At 64.1% G+C, this 17,121-nt stretch carries 13 protein-coding genes; 12 read left to right on the top strand and 1 reads right to left on the bottom strand.

From position 1 onward, the window contains the following. The first annotated feature begins 11 nt into the window (after positions 1-11). From ruvA to recQ, 4 genes are all read left to right on the top strand, one after another. Positions 12-590, top strand: a complete 579-nt coding sequence (ruvA, locus tag KVP10_RS07920; protein ID WP_217964023.1) for a Holliday junction branch migration protein RuvA — start codon at positions 12-14, stop codon at positions 588-590. Positions 591-778: 188 nt separating this feature from the next. Next, positions 779-1,846, top strand: a complete 1,068-nt coding sequence (gene ruvB / locus KVP10_RS07915; RefSeq protein ID WP_217964511.1) for a Holliday junction branch migration DNA helicase RuvB — start codon at positions 779-781, stop codon at positions 1,844-1,846. A 107-nt stretch (positions 1,847-1,953) separates the two neighbouring features. Next, complete coding sequence (locus KVP10_RS07910) at positions 1,954-3,090, top strand: fimbria/pilus outer membrane usher protein (RefSeq protein WP_217964022.1); 1,137 nt, start codon at positions 1,954-1,956, stop codon at positions 3,088-3,090. A gap of 178 nt (positions 3,091-3,268) precedes the next feature. Then, positions 3,269-5,101, top strand: a complete 1,833-nt coding sequence (recQ, locus tag KVP10_RS07905) for a DNA helicase RecQ (RefSeq protein WP_217964021.1) — start codon at positions 3,269-3,271, stop codon at positions 5,099-5,101. 24 nt (positions 5,102-5,125) lie between these two features. On the opposite strand, the gene KVP10_RS07900 is transcribed toward recQ, so the two are convergent. Then, the gene (locus tag KVP10_RS07900) at positions 5,126-6,916 is read right to left on the bottom strand and encodes a ClcB-like voltage-gated chloride channel protein (RefSeq protein WP_217964020.1); all 1,791 of its coding nucleotides are present in this window, start codon (positions 6,914-6,916) and stop codon (positions 5,126-5,128) included. A 268-nt stretch (positions 6,917-7,184) separates the two neighbouring features. Here KVP10_RS07900 and KVP10_RS07895 point away from each other — a divergent pair, with 268 nt between their 5' ends. The 8 genes from KVP10_RS07895 (at position 7,185) to KVP10_RS07860 (ending at position 17,114) form a co-directional block, all read left to right on the top strand. Continuing rightward, on the top strand, positions 7,185-7,886 hold the full coding sequence (locus KVP10_RS07895) for a response regulator (RefSeq protein ID WP_217964019.1): 702 nt from the start codon (positions 7,185-7,187) through the stop codon (positions 7,884-7,886). 34 nt (positions 7,887-7,920) lie between these two features. Then, positions 7,921-9,342 carry a sensor histidine kinase gene (locus tag KVP10_RS07890; RefSeq protein WP_217964018.1) on the top strand — a complete coding sequence of 474 codons (1,422 nt, stop codon included), beginning with the start codon at positions 7,921-7,923 and terminating at the stop codon, positions 9,340-9,342. Positions 9,343-9,607: 265 nt separating this feature from the next. Then, positions 9,608-12,382, top strand: coding sequence for a LuxR C-terminal-related transcriptional regulator (locus tag KVP10_RS07885; protein WP_343218705.1), 2,775 nt, complete (start codon positions 9,608-9,610; stop codon positions 12,380-12,382). A gap of 102 nt (positions 12,383-12,484) precedes the next feature. After that, the gene (locus KVP10_RS07880) at positions 12,485-13,513 is read left to right on the top strand and encodes a Bug family tripartite tricarboxylate transporter substrate binding protein (RefSeq protein WP_217964016.1); all 1,029 of its coding nucleotides are present in this window, start codon (positions 12,485-12,487) and stop codon (positions 13,511-13,513) included. Positions 13,514-13,519: 6 nt separating this feature from the next. Beyond that, complete coding sequence (locus KVP10_RS07875; RefSeq protein ID WP_246600480.1) at positions 13,520-14,383, top strand: enoyl-CoA hydratase/isomerase family protein; 864 nt, start codon at positions 13,520-13,522, stop codon at positions 14,381-14,383. A gap of 48 nt (positions 14,384-14,431) precedes the next feature. Next, positions 14,432-15,649: a CaiB/BaiF CoA transferase family protein gene (locus KVP10_RS07870; protein WP_246600479.1), complete on the top strand. Its 1,218-nt coding sequence runs from the start codon at positions 14,432-14,434 to the stop codon at positions 15,647-15,649. An 8-nt stretch (positions 15,650-15,657) separates the two neighbouring features. Further along, on the top strand, positions 15,658-16,368 hold the full coding sequence (locus KVP10_RS07865) for an enoyl-CoA hydratase-related protein (protein WP_217964015.1): 711 nt from the start codon (positions 15,658-15,660) through the stop codon (positions 16,366-16,368). Then, entirely contained in the window at positions 16,365-17,114 is a 750-nt protein-coding gene (locus tag KVP10_RS07860) for an NAD(P)H-dependent oxidoreductase (RefSeq protein WP_246600477.1), read from the top strand. Before KVP10_RS07865 ends, KVP10_RS07860 begins: the two co-directional genes overlap by 4 nt. Positions 17,115-17,121 lie beyond the last annotated feature (7 nt).

Here is a 17,121-nt window from a genome sequence, read left to right as displayed (position 1 = left end):
AGGACGATCCGATGATCGGAAGAATCACCGGCACGCTGCTGGAAAAAACCCCTCCCACCGTCTGCATAGACGTGGCCGGGGTAGGCTACGAAATCGACGTGCCCATGAGCACTTTCTACGACCTGCCCGAGACCGGCGCGCGCGTCAGCCTGCACACCCATCTGGCGGTGCGCGAGGACGCCCATACCCTGTACGGCTTTTCCACCGCCAGCCAGCGCAGCACTTTCCGCGCCCTGATCAAGGTCAGCGGCATCGGCGCGCGCACTGCGCTGGCCGTGCTCTCGGGCATGACGGTCGAAGAACTGGCGGACGCCGTCACCCGCCAGGAAACCGGGCGGCTCACGCGCGTGCCCGGCATAGGCAAGAAAACCGCCGAACGCCTGCTGCTGGAACTGCGCGGCAAGCTCGGCGCCGACCTGGGCCATGCCGCCGCCGGCGCCCCGGCCTCGGGCCGCGACGACATCCTGAACGCCTTGCTGTCCCTGGGTTATTCGAACAGCGAATCCCAGGCCGCGCTGAAAAAACTGCCCGATGACGTCGACGTCGCCGAAGGCATACGCTTGTCGCTCAAGTCGCTGGCCAAGGGCTGATACGGCTGCGCAGTAAAACAAGGGCCTTGCTCCGCCTTGCCGTGCTGCTCGTACTGTTTGCGGGGCTGCGCGCCTTGTATTCCGATGCGGCTGCCGTTTTGCTTGCGAAACCGTACAAGCCGGCGCAGCGCGCCGCGTAGTGTACGATGCATTCATTCATCGCCGAATTTGCCGTCATATCCGATGCCATGGCCATACATTCCGACTCGCTTTCCAGCTCGGCGCCGGCGCAGCGCCTGGTAGCCCCGCAGCCTTCCTCGCCCAACGAAGAATCGATCGAGCGCGCGCTGCGGCCGCGCGCCCTGGCCGACTACGTGGGCCAGGACCGCGTGCGCGAACAGCTCGAAATCTTCATCGCCGCCGCCCGCAAGCGCGGCGAAGCGCTGGACCACGTGCTGCTGTTCGGGCCGCCGGGGCTGGGCAAGACCACGCTGGCCCACATCATCGCCCATGAAATGGGGGTGCAGATGCGCCAGACTTCGGGCCCGGTGCTGGAACGCGCCGGCGACCTGGCGGCGCTCTTGACCAATCTGGAAAAAAACGACGTGCTGTTCATCGACGAAATCCACCGGCTGTCGCCGGTCGTCGAAGAAATACTCTACCCGGCGCTCGAAGACTTCCAGATCGACATCCTGATCGGCGAAGGCCCTTCGGCGCGCAGCGTCAAGATCGACCTGCAGCCCTTCACGCTGGTGGGCGCCACCACCCGCGCGGGCATGCTCACCAACCCCTTGCGCGACCGCTTCGGCATCGTCTCGCGCCTGGAGTTCTACAACGCCGGCGACCTCACTCACATCGTCAAGCGCAGCGCCCATTTGCTCAATGCCGAGATCAGCGACGACGGCGCGGCCGAGATCGCCCGGCGCGCGCGCGGCACGCCGCGCATCGCCAACCGGCTGCTGCGCCGTGTGCGCGACTACGCCGAGGTCAAGTCGCACGGCAGGATCGATTCCGCGGCGGCCGGCGCCGCGCTGGCCATGCTGGAAGTCGACCCGCAAGGCCTGGACCTCATGGACCGCAAGCTGCTCGATGCCATCGTGCACAAGTTCGACGGCGGCCCCGTGGGCGTGGACAGCCTGGCCGCGGCCATAGGCGAAGAACGCGACACCATCGAGGACGTCATCGAGCCCTACCTGATCCAGCACGGCTACCTGCAGCGCACGCCGCGCGGGCGCATGGCCACGCAGACCACCTGGCGCCACCTGGGCCTGACGCCGCCCGGGAACAATGCCGGCAGCGGCGAGCTGTTTTCCTAGGTTTTGCCGCGGTGCGGCCCCGCCCGCACGACGCGTTTACAATGACACTTTCCGGGCTCGCCGCCTGCTGCGGCGCCCGCCCGGAACCGGCAATGACAGTGGCGGCAATGAAGATTTCCACAGTGCTGGGCGGCATGGCGGCGAGCGCCTCGATCCTCGCCTGCACAACCGCCTTTGCGCAGGCCGGCGTTCCCGAGAACGGCCCATCCCTGCGCGACCTCGCTCCCGTACAGACCTATAGCGTGCCCGACAGCGACGGCGCGGCGCCGCGCGCCTTGCCGCCGCCCGGCGACGACGATGCCGGCTCGGGCCTGCGCATCGACGCGGCCGCGCAAGCGGACGAACAGCCCGAGCCGCTGGACCTGAAGGGCGCCTGGCGCCCCTTGCGCCCGACCTATGCGCCGGGCGCCTGGCAGCCCATGGGCCTGGACCTGCTGGACGATCAGACGCCGTCCGCCGGCCAGACCATGGCCGGCCTGGGCTGGAAGCTGGGCAGCAAGAACTGGAACTACACGAGCGCCGGCGGCCTGGGACTGACGCTGGGCAACGCCAGCCCCACGACCCCGGCCTGGGCCTCGTCGACGACGCTGGGCGGCGTAGGCTTGTCCAAGGGCCTGTCGCCAGGCAATGCCGATACGGGCCAATGGCAATATGCCACCATGGTAGGCGCCCTGGATTACAGCCCCGGCACCACCGAAGGCGGTCTCGACTACGGCCCGGCCGCCAGCACCTCGGTGCTGCGCTACGGCCTGAGCAGCAACCTGACCCTGGAATCGCAGATGGAAACAGCTCCGGCGATGAAGACTATGGGCCTGGGCGGCACCTACAACACGCATCAATGGGGGGTCTGGTCCGCCGGGGTAGCCCGCGCCTCCCAGGAAATGGACGACGGCATGCGCTACCAGGTCGGCTACCAGACGAGCCTGCTGGGCCGGCTGCAGCTTTCCTGGGTCGGCGAACACCGCAGCGCCGGCTTTTCCGACTTGAGCCTGTACCGGAATTTCGCCGACAACGAGGCCCAGGACAGCAATCTGTGGAAGCTCACCATGCCGCTGGGCAGCTACGGCGACCTGAGCGGCTCCTACCAGGCGATCGAGACCCCGTCGGGCCCGCCCGTCGAAGTGTTCGGCGTGTCGCACCAGTTCGCGCTGAACCAGAACGTGAAGCTGGCGCTGCAGGCGCAGCGCCAGCGCTACACCGGCGACTATGACGTAGGGCTGCAGTTGTCCATACCGCTGAACTGATCGCGGAATCGCGGCGGCATGGCCGCCAGCAGGCCCGGCGACCAGGGCAAGCCACCCGGGGCCGGAACCGCGGGCATGGACCAAAACAAGGCCCGGATACGGGGCCGGGCCGGCGAGGCGATAAAATGCCCTATTTCACGCGGCGCCGCCGCGCGCCTCCCTCGATACGTAACGCTGCATGCCCGCCACACTCGAATCCCCGCTCGACATCCTGCAACGCGTCTTCGGCTACGAGTCGTTCCGCGGCGAACAGCAGGCCATCATCGAGCACGTGGTCGAGGGCGGCGACGCGCTGGTGCTGATGCCCACCGGCGGCGGCAAGTCGCTGTGCTACCAGATCCCGGCCCTGGCGCGGCCCGGCACCGGGGTGGTGGTCTCGCCGCTGATCGCGCTCATGCAAGACCAAGTCGACGCGCTGACCGAGCTGGGCGTGCGCGCCGCCTTCCTGAACTCGACGCAGGACTGGCGCACCGCCCGCGAGGTCGAGCAGGCCTTCCTGGACGGCGAACTCGACCTGCTGTACGTGGCGCCCGAGCGGCTCATGACCGAGCGCTGCCTGGAACTGCTGGCGCGCGGCCATATCGCCTTGTTCGCCATCGATGAGGCGCACTGCGTATCGCAATGGGGGCACGACTTCCGCCCCGAATACCTGGAACTGTCGCTGCTGTCGGAACGCTGGCCCGAAGTGCCGCGCATCGCGCTCACCGCCACGGCCACCGCGGCCACGCGCCAGGAAATCGCCCAGCGCCTGAATCTGGTGTCGGCGCGGCACTTCGTCGCCAGCTTCGATCGCCCCAACATCCGCTACCGCATCGTCGAGAAGGCCGACGTCAAGCGCCAATTGCTCGACTTCATCCAGGGCGAACACGCCGGCGATTGCGGCATCGTCTATGCGCTGTCGCGCGCGCGGGTCGAGGACACCGCCGAATTCCTGAGCCAGCACGGCATACCGGCGCTGCCCTATCACGCAGGATTGAGCGCCGCGACGCGCGCCGCCAACCAGTCGCGCTTCCTGCGCGAGGACGGCCTGGTGATCGTCGCCACCATCGCCTTCGGCATGGGCATAGACAAGCCCGACGTGCGCTTCGTGGCGCACATCGACCTGCCCAAGTCGGTCGAGGGCTACTACCAGGAAACGGGGCGCGCCGGGCGCGACGGCCTGCCGGCCACGGCCTGGCTGGCCTACGGCCTGCAGGACGTCGTGCAACAGCGCCGCATGATCGACGAATCGCCCGGCGAGGACATGTTCCGGCGCCGGCTCGGCGCCCAGCTCGACGCCATGCTGGGGCTGTGCGAGACCGTTACCTGCCGGCGCCAGCGCCTGCTGGCCTATTTCGACCAGGCCATAGAACCTTGCGGCAATTGCGACACCTGCCTGGAACCCCCGCAGGCCTGGGACGGCACGGTGGCGGCGCAGAAGATCCTGTCGGCCGTCTATCGCCTGTGGCGCGAGCGCGGCCAGCGCTTCGGCGCGGGGCACTTGATAGACATCCTGCGCGGCAAGGCCACCGACCGCGTCAAGCAATACGCGCACGATGAACTCTCGGTCTACGGGGTGGGTGCAGATCTGTCGGAGCAGGCCTGGCGCGGCGTGCTGCGCCAATTGCTGGCGCAAAGCCTGCTGGCGGTGGACCACGAAGGATACGGCACGCTGGCCCTGACCGAAGGCAGCCGCGAGGTGCTCAAGGGCGAACGCACCCTGATGTTCCGCCGCGAACCCGAGAAACGCAGCCGCAGCCGCAGTTCGGGCACGCGCAGCAAGGAAGCCGAAATCGAGCTGCCCGAATATGCGCAGGCCAGCTTCCAGGCGCTGCGCGCCTGGCGCGCCGAGGTGGCGCGCAGCCACGGGGTGCCGGCCTATGTCATTTTCCACGACGCCACGCTGCGCGAGATCGCCGCCGCCGGGCCGGGCTCGCTCGACGAACTCGCCCACATCAGCGGAGTGGGCGCGCGCAAGCTGGAAGCATACGGAGTAGAGATTCTGCGCTGCGTGCAGGCCGCCGGCGCCTGAGTCGGCCGCCGGACTGCGCGGCCCTCAGTGCCGCGGCCGCGCCATCCGCACGTCCAGCATGACCTCGCCGCTGGCGTCTATGGATTTCTTCAGCGCGCAATACTTCTCGAGCACCGACGATTTGTACACCACGCCCAGCAGCTTGGGCGCAGCCGAACTGGCCACGACCGGCAGCCGTTCACCCACGAAATTGACGAAATGAGCCTGGGCCTCGTCCAGCGTCATGTCGGGCTGCAGCGGCTTGACGAAATCCAGCCGCAGCACGTCCCCCGCCTTGCGGTCCTGCGCGTCGGAGCCCTGGTTCAACAACATGCTGGTGAGATCCTGCTGGGCGATGACGCCCTGGAACATCTCGTTCTCGTCGACCACGTACAGGTACTTGACGGGATAATCGATGAACATCTGCAGCGCCTCGCGCACCGGCGCGGCGGTATTGATCACGGTCACCGCCGGCTTGATCAGGGCGCTGAGCGGCGTATCGCGCAATTGATGGCGCGTCTGTACATCGCGCTCGCGCACCAGCACCACTTCGTACATGGCCACCTGGGCGATGGCGCGCGAGACGAAAAACGCCACCACGCAGGCCACCATCAGCGGCAGCACGATCTGGTAGCTGAGCGACATTTCGAAGATCATCAGTATCGCCATCAGCGGCGCGCTGGTCGCCGCCCCCAGGAACGCACCCATGCCCACCAGCGTGTACAGATAGGTCTCGGGCGAAAGCGCCGGCCACAAAGAGACGATTACTTGCCCGAACAGCGTGCCGAAGGCCGCGCCGACGAAGATCGTGGGCGTGAACACCCCGCCGACCGCGCCCGAGCCCACCGTCAGGCCCGTGGCCAGCACCTTGCAGACCAGGATCAGCACCACCGAATACCAGGCCCAGTGGCTGTGCAGCAAGGAATTGATCACGCTGTAGCCATTGCCCGCGACCATGGGCACGAAGATCGACAGCAGGCCCAGCAGCAAGCCGCCCAGGCCCAGCCGCAGCGGCAGCGGCAAGCCAGTGCGCTTGAAGCTTTTCTTGATGAAATCGAGAATCTTCAGGAATAGCGGCGCGCCCAGGCCGGCCAGCGCGCCCAGGACAATGAAGGGCAGCACCTGCAGTCCGCTGATCTGCGGCACGTTGAGCACCGCATAATTGGTATGGTAGTAGCCGGTAAGCCGCATGACGATATTGGCGGTGGCGGCGGCGATCAGCAGCGGGCCGAAGGCCTGCATGGTCATGGTGCCCAGTATGATTTCCGCCACGAACATCGCGCCGGCCAGCGGCGCCCCGTAGGCGGAAGCCACGCCGGCGGCCGCGCCGCAGGCCACCAGCAGGCGCAGGCGCGCCGTATTGAACGAGGTGAAGCGCCCGATGGCCGAAGCGCTCAGGGAAGCCAGGTGCACCATGGCGCCCTCGCGCCCGATCGATCCGCCCGAGGACACCGTGCACAGCGACGACAGCGTGCGCAGCAGGCCCTGGCGCAGCGACAGCCGGCCGTCGCCGATGGCCACCGCCTCCATATAGTCGGAATTGGCGCCGGACTTGAAGCGGGATGCGCCCCACAACAGGCTGCCGGCCACGATGCCGCCGGCCATCGGGAACAGCAGGCGTCCGTACCAGGGCAAGGTCTGGGTGACGCCGACGATGGAGCCGCTATGGCCGGTCACCAGGTCCTGCAGCAGGTCCATGCCGCGGTGGAAAACGATGGTGGCGAAGGCGCCGAGCACGCCCACCACCGCCGCCCAGCACAACATGGCGGGCAGGTCCGAAAGCCAGGAATAGCCTTCCAGACGATGGCGGACGGAAGAAAGCAGGCTGGGTGTCATGCGTTATTTCAGGTAATGACGGGCTGGCAGGCACGCCGGGCAAGGGCTGGCGGTACGCCGGCCGCCCGCCATGGGCTCAGGGACGATAATCATAGACGCAAACTGGCGCGCGCGGCCACACCGGCCCCGTGGCCGCCGTTTTCCGCCGCCGCGGCCGGCACACCGGAGCCACCCGTCCCGTATCCGCGAAGCTGACCGAAGAAGCCAGTTATTTCAGGCAGTTACCGGGAACTTGCCAGCCATCTGCCGACACGGCACACTGACGCCTATGGATACTCCGCTAGTCAAAATCCTCGTCGTCGACGACGATCCCGCCCTGCGCCAGTTGCTGGCCGATTATCTCAATCGGCACGGCTACGACACCCTGCTGGCCGCAGACGCCACGGACATGGTGGCGCGCATACAGCGCTATGCGCCCGACCTGGTGGTGCTCGACCGCATGCTGCCCGACGGCGACGGCGCCGAGGCCTGTCGCCGCTTGCGCGAACAAGGCGAAGACATACCCGTGATCCTGCTCACCGGCCGCGACGAAACCGTGGACCGCGTAGTAGGCCTGGAAGCCGGCGCCGACGACTACGTCGGCAAGCCCTTCGATCCGCGCGAACTGCTGGCCCGAGTCGAGGCCGTGCTGCGCCGCAAGAAAGGCGCCTCGGCGCTCACCAAAGAACAGCCCGTCACCTTCGGTCCCTTCGTCTTCGACCCTGCCACCCGCCAGTTGTACAAGGACCAGCAGCCGGTCAAGCTCACCGGCGGCGAGGTCAACCTGCTCGAGGCGCTGGTCAAGAACCCCGGCAAGCCCCTGTCGCGCGACCGGCTGCTGGCCCTGGCCCGCGACGACGACGAAGGCGAACGCAACGACCGCGCCATCGACATCGCGGTGCTGCGCCTGCGGCGCTCGATCGAAGACGACCCCAGGCAGCCGCGCTGGATCCAGACGGTCTGGGGCGTAGGCTACCGTTTCTCGCCCTGAAGCCCGCCATGCCGAAGCATTCAATCTATTCGCGATGAAATGGCGCTCCGTACTGCCGCTGTCGCTGCACGCGCGCATGATCCTGCTGACCCTGGGCACGGTGCTGCTGGTGCAGGCCGCCACCGTCGCCAGCGTCAACTATTTCCGCCACAAATTCGTCGAAGAAGTAGCCGTGCAATACACGGCCACCACCATCGCCACGCTGCGCGCAGCCCTGGCCACCATACCGGATGACGAGCGCGCCGAATTCGTGCGCCGCGCCTCGCAAGACCAATGGCATTTGTGGTCGCGCAGCCTGCCCTCGGAGGCCCGCCTCGGGCGCTGGCGCCATCGCCCTCCCGGAGAACACGGGCATCCCCCGCGGCGCGAGCCGCCGCCCATGCCCGACGACATGCGGCGTGACCTGCGCACGTTCGTGCGCCTGCTCAACGAACGCCTGAGCGACGGCACGCGCGTAGCGCTCTCGCGCGGGCACCGGCCGCGCATGTTCATTTCGCTGGCCACCGATTTCGGCGACGACGACGCGCCGCGCGACAAGGAATGGCTGGTGATCCCCCTGGATCACATCGCCCCGCCGGTCACCACGCCGGCCATCGTCGGCTGGCTCGGCGTCATGGGGCTGTTCCTGCTGATATCGGCGATATTTTCCTGGCACATCACGCGCCCGCTGACGCGGCTGGCCGACGCCGCCGACCAGCTCGCCGCCGGCCAGCCGCAGCGCGTCGCGCCCTCCGGGCCGCGCGAGACGCGGGTGCTGGGCCAGCGCTTCAATGCCATGCTCGACGCCCTGGCCGAATCCAGCACGGTGCGGCGCACCCTGCTGGCCGGCCTGCCCCATGACCTCAAGGGGCCGTTGTCGCGCATGTGGCTGCGCATCGAGATGGCCGACGATTCCGCCTTCAAGGAGGGCATGCGCCGCGACATCCAGGACATGCAGCGCATGGTCGATCAGTTCATAGGCTTCGTGCGCGGCACCGATCCCGGCACCTACCACTTCATGCCGCTGGCGATCAACGCCTGGCTCGAAGAGCAGGCCTCGGCCTGGGAAAGCGCCGGCAGCGCAGTGCACCTGACCGAGCTGGCGTCGCAGCCCATGACCGTGCGCGCCGACCGCATCGCGCTGGGACGGCTGCTCGACAATCTGGTGACCAACGCCTTCAACCACGGCAAGCCGCCGGTGGAACTGGCCCTGCGCGCCGAGGACGGCTGGGCCGTCATCTCCGTCTCGGACCACGGCCTCGGCATCGCGCCCGCGCGCCGCGAAGAAGCGCTGCGCCCCTTCTCGCGCCTGGACGAAGCGCGCACGCGCACTGGCTCGGTAGGCCTGGGCCTGGCCCTGGCCGACGCCGTCGCGCGCGCGCACGGCGGCAGCCTGACGCTGGACGAAGCCGAGAGCGGCGGCCTGAAGGTCGTGATACGGCTGCCGGTGGAAGGCGCCGGCGCCAGTACGCCATAGTCGAAAGCCCACTAACTACACGCCTGCCGTTCCGTCCCTTCCGCCCAATCAGCAGGCAAACGCCATTATCTCCTCGCATATTTTGCGCAGGGTCTTGGTAGCCTTTACCCGGTATGCGGCCGGACGGGCGAAGGCGGCCAATACAACATGTTCGCTATACTTTGCAAGCATCAACGCTACACACACGCCAGGAAAGTATTACTTGCGATGCTGAGCTTCCAGCGGCTCGGAGCCTGTCGCTTGTCTTTTCGTAGAGAGGTATCGTATGCATGCCAGCACGCCGCTATGCGTGCGGGCGAACACCAGTCCGCCTAGCGTTACCACCAAAGGCCGGGGTTTCAGCGCAACCCCCGCTTCCGCCACCAGGGGTGGAAACGTTCCACGTCATGATGTGCTGCTCCAGCTGGACGCAGCGAAAACTGTATCCTGTGTAGTACTGCAGGGGCCGGCGGGCAGCGGGAAAAGCCATTTGCTTCGGGCTTGGGCGTCCCGCCCGGCGGCAGCAGACGCTACCTGGATATGGCTGGATTGCCACTGCTTGCCCCAAGAAAGCGTTGCCGCGTCTCTCATTGATGCATGCTTGCGGGCGCTGCCCGAGCTGGGCGCAAATTTCCCGGATCGGCCTGAGGGCATGGCCAACGAGGATGATGTTGCGCTGGTCTTGAGGCTGATTCGAGCGCTTTCGCATTCCTCTTGCTGCCTGGTTTTCGTGTTCGACAATCTGCATGCCTGCGGGAATCCGGATCGCCTGCAGTGCCTGCAGGCGCTTCTGGATTATTGCCCTCCGCAGCTTAAGTGCCTGTTTGCTCACAGAGCTCCCCTACCATTGTCTTTGTCGCGCCTACGGGATTGTGGAGCGCTGCTGCAAATCGGGCCGGAGTCGCTAGCCTGGAGCCTGGACGAGATCCGCACGTTTATCCGCGGCAAGTTCGGGATGCACGCCTATGCACGGGCCCAGCCATGGTTCGATCTGACACGGGGCTGGTGCATCGGCCTGATGCACCTGAGCAAGGCCTATGAAAGCTCGCGCAATGGCGAAACAAACATGCGGCAAGAGGTGCCAGACGCGTTACTGGATTATCTGGAAGTTGAAGTCCTGCAGAGACTATGCGAAGAGGACATATATTATCTGGCTGCGCTGGCGCAGCTAGAGCCCGCCCACGACAACCTGTTGCCCCTAATCGTTGATGCCGACTGGTCAACAATTGCGCGCAAGTTATCGAGATTGAGCCAGTGCACCGGCCTTCTCCATGAAAGAGGCCCCTCGACTGTATCGTCTAGCTGGGACCTGCATCCGATTTTACGCATGGCGCTGCAGCGGCGATTTTCCGCGTGGTCGGGCGATGCGAAGGCCATGTTCCATCGACGAGCCAGCTCCGCGTTCGAGAGCATCATGGATTTCCGGAGTGTCGTGCATCACGCCATTTGTGCGGGAGCACCCGACACGCTAGGCCTAATGGAGCAAAGCGTGGAGGCCCTGGGCAGGGATGGCAATCTTCCACGGATAGCTCAAGTACTGGCCCTGCTGCCGATCCAGATGCTCCAGGCGCGCCCGCGATTGCAGTCCTGGCTAGCCATGGCCGCGCTGATGACTCATCGCCTCGATGATTGCCGCCGCATGCTGAGTCAAGCGGCCGGGCGACGGCGTGACGTTGAAACGATAGAGCGGTGCCGCTGGCAAGTGATCGAGGGCATGCTGGCCATCTATTCGGATGACATCGATGCAGCGGCTGCGCTGGTTCCGACACTGGAAGCGATGCCGCTGGATAGAATTGACGCGATCACGCAAGGCGGGCGGCGCAACGTATTGTCCTGGATCTATATCCATCAAAGCGCCTATGGGCGCGCCAGGCAGATGCAGTCGGATACGCCGGCAGGCGAGGCAAACCGGACAGAGGAAACCATATTTGGCCGACAGGTCGGCCGTTGTATGACAGGCTTCAGCCTCGCCCTGGAGGGCAAGATGAACGAGGCCGAGCGCGTCTACCGCGAAGTGCTCGAAAAATGCGGGCCGCAGGAAAAACTGTTCACGGACGCCATATGCCAGGCATCAGGCCTTTTGGGTGAAACACTGTATGAGCTGAATGACTTGGACAACGTCCTGGCATTGTCGGTAAGGCTGGATGAAATGGAACGGGTCGCCATTCCGGACACTTTCCTGCGAGTGATGCTTGGCATTGGGCGGACACTGGCCATCCGTGGCCGCCTGCGCGAGAGCGGCGAAATCTTGCTGCGCCTGGAACAATACGCACGCGCCCGGAATTTACGCCGGATTCTGGCCTACAGCCTGCTCGAGCAGTGCGCCTTGTCGCTGCGGAATCATGATCGCGCCGAGGCTGGGCGCCGGCGCCGCGAACTGGCCAACCTGCGGCGCAGGGAAAAAAGTGGGCCGTTGGCCGGCGGCGCAGATATTACGGCGGTCTTCCACAGGGCAGATATTCTGTGCAGCATCGATACCGAAGACATGGCCGCCGCCCGCAAGAGCATTCTTCGTCTTATGGAGTGCTGCGTGGCCGCTGGTCGCTACCGGCGCGTGGCGGCCCTGCGTTGCCAGATGGCGACAATAGAGCGCCGTCAGGGAAAGCGTACATCCGCCATGGAGCACATGAAAGAGGCGCTGGCCATCGGCTACCGCATGGGCTTATTGCGCAGCCTGCTCGACGCCCACCCCGATGTGCCCGATGCAGCACGAGATATCCTGAAGGCAGGCGGACTGGATCCAATGACGGCGTTTCAAGCCGACCTGCTGTGCAATGCCACGGGTGTTTCCCCGCTTGCCGGACCGTCTGTCCATGCCCCGAAACATACCGTCGTGCCCGGCAGGGACGATCAGAATCAGGATCGGGAATCCTTGACCGAGCGGGAATTCGATATCGCGCGCCAACTGATTCTGGCGCAGCCCAACAAACTGATCGCCCGCAGCCTGAATCTATCCCCCGAAACCGTGAAATGGCACTTGAGCAACATCTATCAGAAGCTCGGGGTAGCCAGTAGGCACGACGCGGTTGCCAGACTGCGCAGATTGTTGCCTGGCCCCTGACCAAGACCCCATCCCCCCCGACATGGGTGGGTAGGGGTGAAGGCTACCCTTGGAATAATGCACTCCACCAGCCCAAGACTGGCAAGAATCAGGAGGAGAGGCATGTCTGAGAGTCATTTTGATACCCCGGTCCGGTTCGCGGCCGGCCGGCGTCGCGCGTTGCAACACTTGACTGCGCTGGGACTGTTTGCATCCGGGGGCCTGCCCGCGGCCAGCCTGGCGCAGAACTATCCGAGCCGGCCTGTGCGCTTGATGGTCGGCTTTTCGCCCGGTGCCGCCACCGACGCCTTTGCGAGAATAGTCGCCAAGAGGCTGTCCGCCATGCTGGGTCAACAGTTCATAGTCGACAATCGCCCCGGCGCCGCTACCCGCATAGCGATGGACGATGTTCAGAAATCAACGGCAGACGGATATATGCTCGGTTTCGCAACAGCAGTCACAGCCGCGTTTCCGCTGCTTTTCAAGGGCTTGTCTTTCGATCCGGGGCGTAACTTCACCCCAGTTGCGATGCTAGGCCGCGCACCGATGTTTCTTGTAGTGCGCAGCAACCTGGGTGTGAATACGTACCAAGAGTTCGTCAACTACGCCCGGAAAAAGGGCAGCCTAGCATTCGGTCACCAGGGCAAGGGCAGCAATCCTCACCTAGCAGGGCTGGCGCTAGCCAAATCCGCCGGCTTCCATGTGGTGGACGTGCCATACCGGGGGGGTGGGCCTTTATCGCTGGCGCTGGGTGCGGGCGAGGTCGATTTCGCGATGATCGAATACGCAGGGGTGCGGCCCATGCTCGAACGCGGCGCGGTAAAGCTGCTGCTCGTGACTGAACCGGATCGCTCACCCAACCAACCCAAGGTACCCGCAGGGCGTGAAGTGGGCATGCCCGCCGACGCCGAAGGGCTCGCACCGTGGTTCATGCTGATTGCACCGCCCGGTACGCCAGAGTCCACAGTCAAAGTACTTGGTTCCTCCGTCAAAAAATTGCTGGCGCTTCCTGACGTACACAAGGAACTCCTGGGCATAGGCATTGTGCCCCATTATGCCGATACCAAAGAAACGGCAAAGTTCTTCCTATCACAGCGCAAACGTATCGTCACGCTGGCACATGATCTGAATCTTTCTTTATCTACATCCTGAGTCGACATGGCGCAAGATATGGGAGGAAGAGAGTTTGCGCTGTCCGTGTCTTATTTGAGGATAGCCCGAGGCGTAGCCGAGTTCACCCACAATGATGCCCCGCATCGCAACCCGCTGGGGTCGGCATTGCGCAAAGACTACGAGCGCATGCTGGACGTCGTCGGGAATGACTCCACAGTCAAGTGCTTGTTGTTGAACGGATCGGGCGGCAGCTTCTGCGCAGGCGGCGACATCAGGGAAATGCGCGCCCGTATGAGCGACAGCGACCCATCGAGCCACTCTCCGGACGCGACGCGGCGGCGGCTGGAAGCCGCCACGCGCTGGTTGTCCCGCTTGCGGAATCTCGATGTGATCGTCATCGCCTGCGTGGACGGTCCTGCGTATGGTGGCGGCTTCAGTCTGGCGCTGCATGCCGATTTCATCCTGGCCTCGCCACGAGCCGATTTCTGCATGTCGTTCATCCGCCTTGGGCTGGTGCCCGACTTCGGCGCCATCTACTGCCTTTCCCGCCTCGTGGGCCTGGCCGCCGCCCGGGACATATTCCTGACGGGGCGATGCCTGGACGCCCAGACTGCCCACTCCATGGGGGTGGTCCATTCCGTCTTTCCGCAAGAGTCACTGATGAGCAACGCGCGTGCAATAGCAGACACGATTCGTAGAGGCCCGACGGAGGCCTTGGCCATGACCAAGGCGATGCTCAACCGCAGCCTTGAATCGGATTACAGCGCTTCCAGTTTGATGGAGTCCTATGCACAGGGAATTTCCATGGCCTCGCCATACCACAAGCAAGCCGTCGAGGCCTTCCTGAAACGCGAGCCTCTACGCTATGAATGGGACATCGAGCGTCCCGACGGGCTGCAGACGGCGTGAAGGCGCCTTGCGGCGCATCAAGCAAAAGCATCAAACCAGGAGCGCAAATTGATTCAACATGCTTCACCGCGTGAAGGGCCGCTGGCCGGTCTGAAGGTGATCGAGCTGGCCACCATCGTGGCTGCCCCCTCGGCCGCATCGTACTTGTCGGACTATGGCGCGGAAGTGCTGAAGATAGAGCTGCCCAAGCAAGGAGATGGGCTGCGCAACTTCCCTCCATTCAAGGACGAGCACTCCTTGTGGTGGAAAGTCGTCAACCGAGACAAGCAATTGATTACGCTGGATCTGCGAAAGCCCCGAGGGCGCGAGATCTTTAAATCCCTGTTGCCGCACTATGACGTTCTGATAGAAAACTTCCGCCCTGGAACGCTGGCGCGGTGGGGGTTGGATCTGGATACATTGAGGGAGTGCCGGAAAGACCTGATCGTGTTGCGTGCCACGGCATTCGGCCAAGACGGCCCATACCGCGACCGTCCGGGATTCGCGCGGATATTCGAAGCCATGGGAGGCCTGACCTATATAAGCGGCGAACGGGATGGCGCCCCCATGCATGCCGGCTATCCGATAGGTGACTCGATAGGTGCCCTCTTCGCTGCACTGGGCGTAATGGTAGCCCTCTGGCGCCGGGAGAGACACACGCACGCGCCCAGCGAGGAAATCGATCTGTCCATGACGGAAGCGATGATCAAGCTGCTGGATTTCCTTCCCATGCAGTACGACCTGCTGGGCAAATCGCAACAGCGGTCAGGCAACGTGAGCCAGTATGCCGCGCCAACCGGGGTGTATCGGACTCGCAATGGAGGCTGGGTATCGCTGTCCGGCAGCACCGATGCACTGTTTGCCGCCAACTGCCGCGCCATCGGCCGCGACGATTTGTTGGCTGACCCTCGCTTCGCGAGCAATCGCGCACGCTGCCAGAACGCGGCAAAAGTGAACCAGATATTCAAGGAATGGTTTCTAGTGCACGACCAGGAAGAAGCTGTCGAGCGCTTTCAAAAAGCTCACGGCACGCTGGCTCCCGTGTATACCGCGGAGCAGGTCGTGAATGATCCTCAGGTGATATCCAGACGATTTCTGCAATCCGTCGATGACGAACATTTCGGCACGGTGCGAGTCCCCGGTGTAGTTCCTCGTTTCCGCAACTCGCCGTGCCGGATTGACCATACCGCCAAGGAAATGGGGGCTGACAACGAAACCGTCTACAGCCACCTGTTGGGTCTTTCCGAAGCAGAACAGGCGGTGTTGCGCCGGGAAGGTGTGATTTAGGGGGGACCATGACAGCCCACATACTGACGGAACGGTTTGGCGACACGCTGCATATCATCCTGAACCGGCCAGACAAACGTAATGCCATCGACATGCCGATGTTCTCCAGGCTGGCATCAACACTGGCGGACGCAGATCGGGAGCCCATGGTGGGTGCAGTGCTCCTATCCGGCGCGGGAGAGGTTTTCTGCGCCGGCCACGATCTGCACGCATTCTCAAACTGGCCGCAACAACCGGACGGCCCAGTGCCTGCCTTTCTACATGCCCTCGCCGCGCTGCAGAAGCCCTTAGTGGTGGCAGTCCAGGGCCATGCCGTAGGCATAGGCGCCACACTGCTGCTCCATGCGGATTGGGTGATAAGCACGTCCGACGCACAGCTACATTTGCCGTTCATCGACATGGAGATTGCTCCCGAAGCAGCCAGCAGCCTATTGCTGGCGCAGGCCGTAGGCCTGGGCCGAGCCAGGCGCATCATGCTCTCTGGAGCTGCTTTTTCCGGACAACAGGCTCACGACTGGGGCTTGGTAACAGAAATCTGCGACCAAGAAACATTGCATGCCCTGGCACGAGAAAGAGTGGAATATTTCGCCGCGAAGTCCGGCTCGGCCTACGCACGTATCAAGCGACTCCTGACATCGCCTTATGACGTGCATCGGCGCATCGACGAGGAGGTCGACGCCATAAACCTTGCCGTACTCAGACAGCGGGGGACTACATGAGCACAGCCGACGTCATGGGCAAAAGCGCCCACATCGTCTTCGCGCACCCCGAGCCGCATTCTTTCGTTGCCGCCATGGCGGACACCGCACGCACTACGCTGACGCGCACTGGATGGCGAGTCACTGTCTCGGATCTTTATGCCAAACGGTTCAATCCAGTGGCAAGCGCCGCAGATTTCCGCAACAGGAGCAGGCCTGATTATTTGGTGTATCCGCTGGAACAACGGCATGCCCGAACTCAGGGCTCGTTGGAGCCAGACATCGTAGAAGAGGTCGAAGCAGTTCTCGACTCGGATCTTTTAATATTGGTTTTTCCTGTGTTCTGGTTCTCAGCCCCCGCGATATTGAAGGGATGGATAGACCGGGTCTTTCTTTCGGGGACGTTCTATGGCGGCCGCCGTGTCTACGATCGAGGCGGCATGGCCGAAAAACGCGCCATGATCATCACAGCGCTGGGAGGACGCGAGCATATGTTCGGTCCATCCGGCATCCACGGAGAGCTGGCGAACGGGATGCTGCGCCATTTGCAGCAAGGAACCCTGGGCTACGTCGGTTTCAAGGTCCATGAACCTTTTGTCGCCTATCACGTGCCATATGTCACCCAGAAGGAGAGAGAAACCATGCTCGAACGACTGGAAGCTGCGTTGGCGAAAATCGATACGCGCCCCCTGGTTTCGTTTCCATCGCTGGAGAATTTCGATGATCAATTCCGCCCTCTGGATGGGACTCGAAACAAAGGAGCCTGACGCAAGG

The organism is Candidimonas humi (assembly GCF_019166065.1).
Classification (GTDB): Bacteria; Pseudomonadota; Gammaproteobacteria; order Burkholderiales; family Burkholderiaceae_B; genus Candidimonas; species Candidimonas humi.
This window is presented reverse-complemented; position numbering and strand designations above follow the sequence as displayed.

Bases quoted from the DNA above. Each gene is read 5' to 3' on its own strand.
- KVP10_RS07860 (WP_246600477.1), top strand. From the start codon at position 16,365: ATGAGCACAGCCGACGTCATGGGCAAAAGCGCCCACATCGTCTTCGCG.
- KVP10_RS07890 (WP_217964018.1), top strand. From the start codon at position 7,921: ATGAAATGGCGCTCCGTACTGCCGCTGTCGCTGCACGCGCGCATGATC.
- KVP10_RS07900 (WP_217964020.1), bottom strand. From the start codon at position 6,916: ATGACACCCAGCCTGCTTTCTTCCGTCCGCCATCGTCTGGAAGGCTAT.
- KVP10_RS07895 (WP_217964019.1), top strand. From the start codon at position 7,185: ATGGATACTCCGCTAGTCAAAATCCTCGTCGTCGACGACGATCCCGCC.
- KVP10_RS07885 (WP_343218705.1), top strand. From the start codon at position 9,608: ATGCATGCCAGCACGCCGCTATGCGTGCGGGCGAACACCAGTCCGCCT.
- recQ (WP_217964021.1), top strand. From the start codon at position 3,269: ATGCCCGCCACACTCGAATCCCCGCTCGACATCCTGCAACGCGTCTTC.
- KVP10_RS07880 (WP_217964016.1), top strand. From the start codon at position 12,485: ATGTCTGAGAGTCATTTTGATACCCCGGTCCGGTTCGCGGCCGGCCGG.
- KVP10_RS07865 (WP_217964015.1), top strand. From the start codon at position 15,658: ATGACAGCCCACATACTGACGGAACGGTTTGGCGACACGCTGCATATC.
- ruvA (WP_217964023.1), top strand. From the start codon at position 12: ATGATCGGAAGAATCACCGGCACGCTGCTGGAAAAAACCCCTCCCACC.
- KVP10_RS07875 (WP_246600480.1), top strand. From the start codon at position 13,520: ATGGCGCAAGATATGGGAGGAAGAGAGTTTGCGCTGTCCGTGTCTTAT.
- KVP10_RS07910 (WP_217964022.1), top strand. From the start codon at position 1,954: ATGAAGATTTCCACAGTGCTGGGCGGCATGGCGGCGAGCGCCTCGATC.
- ruvB (WP_217964511.1), top strand. From the start codon at position 779: ATGGCCATACATTCCGACTCGCTTTCCAGCTCGGCGCCGGCGCAGCGC.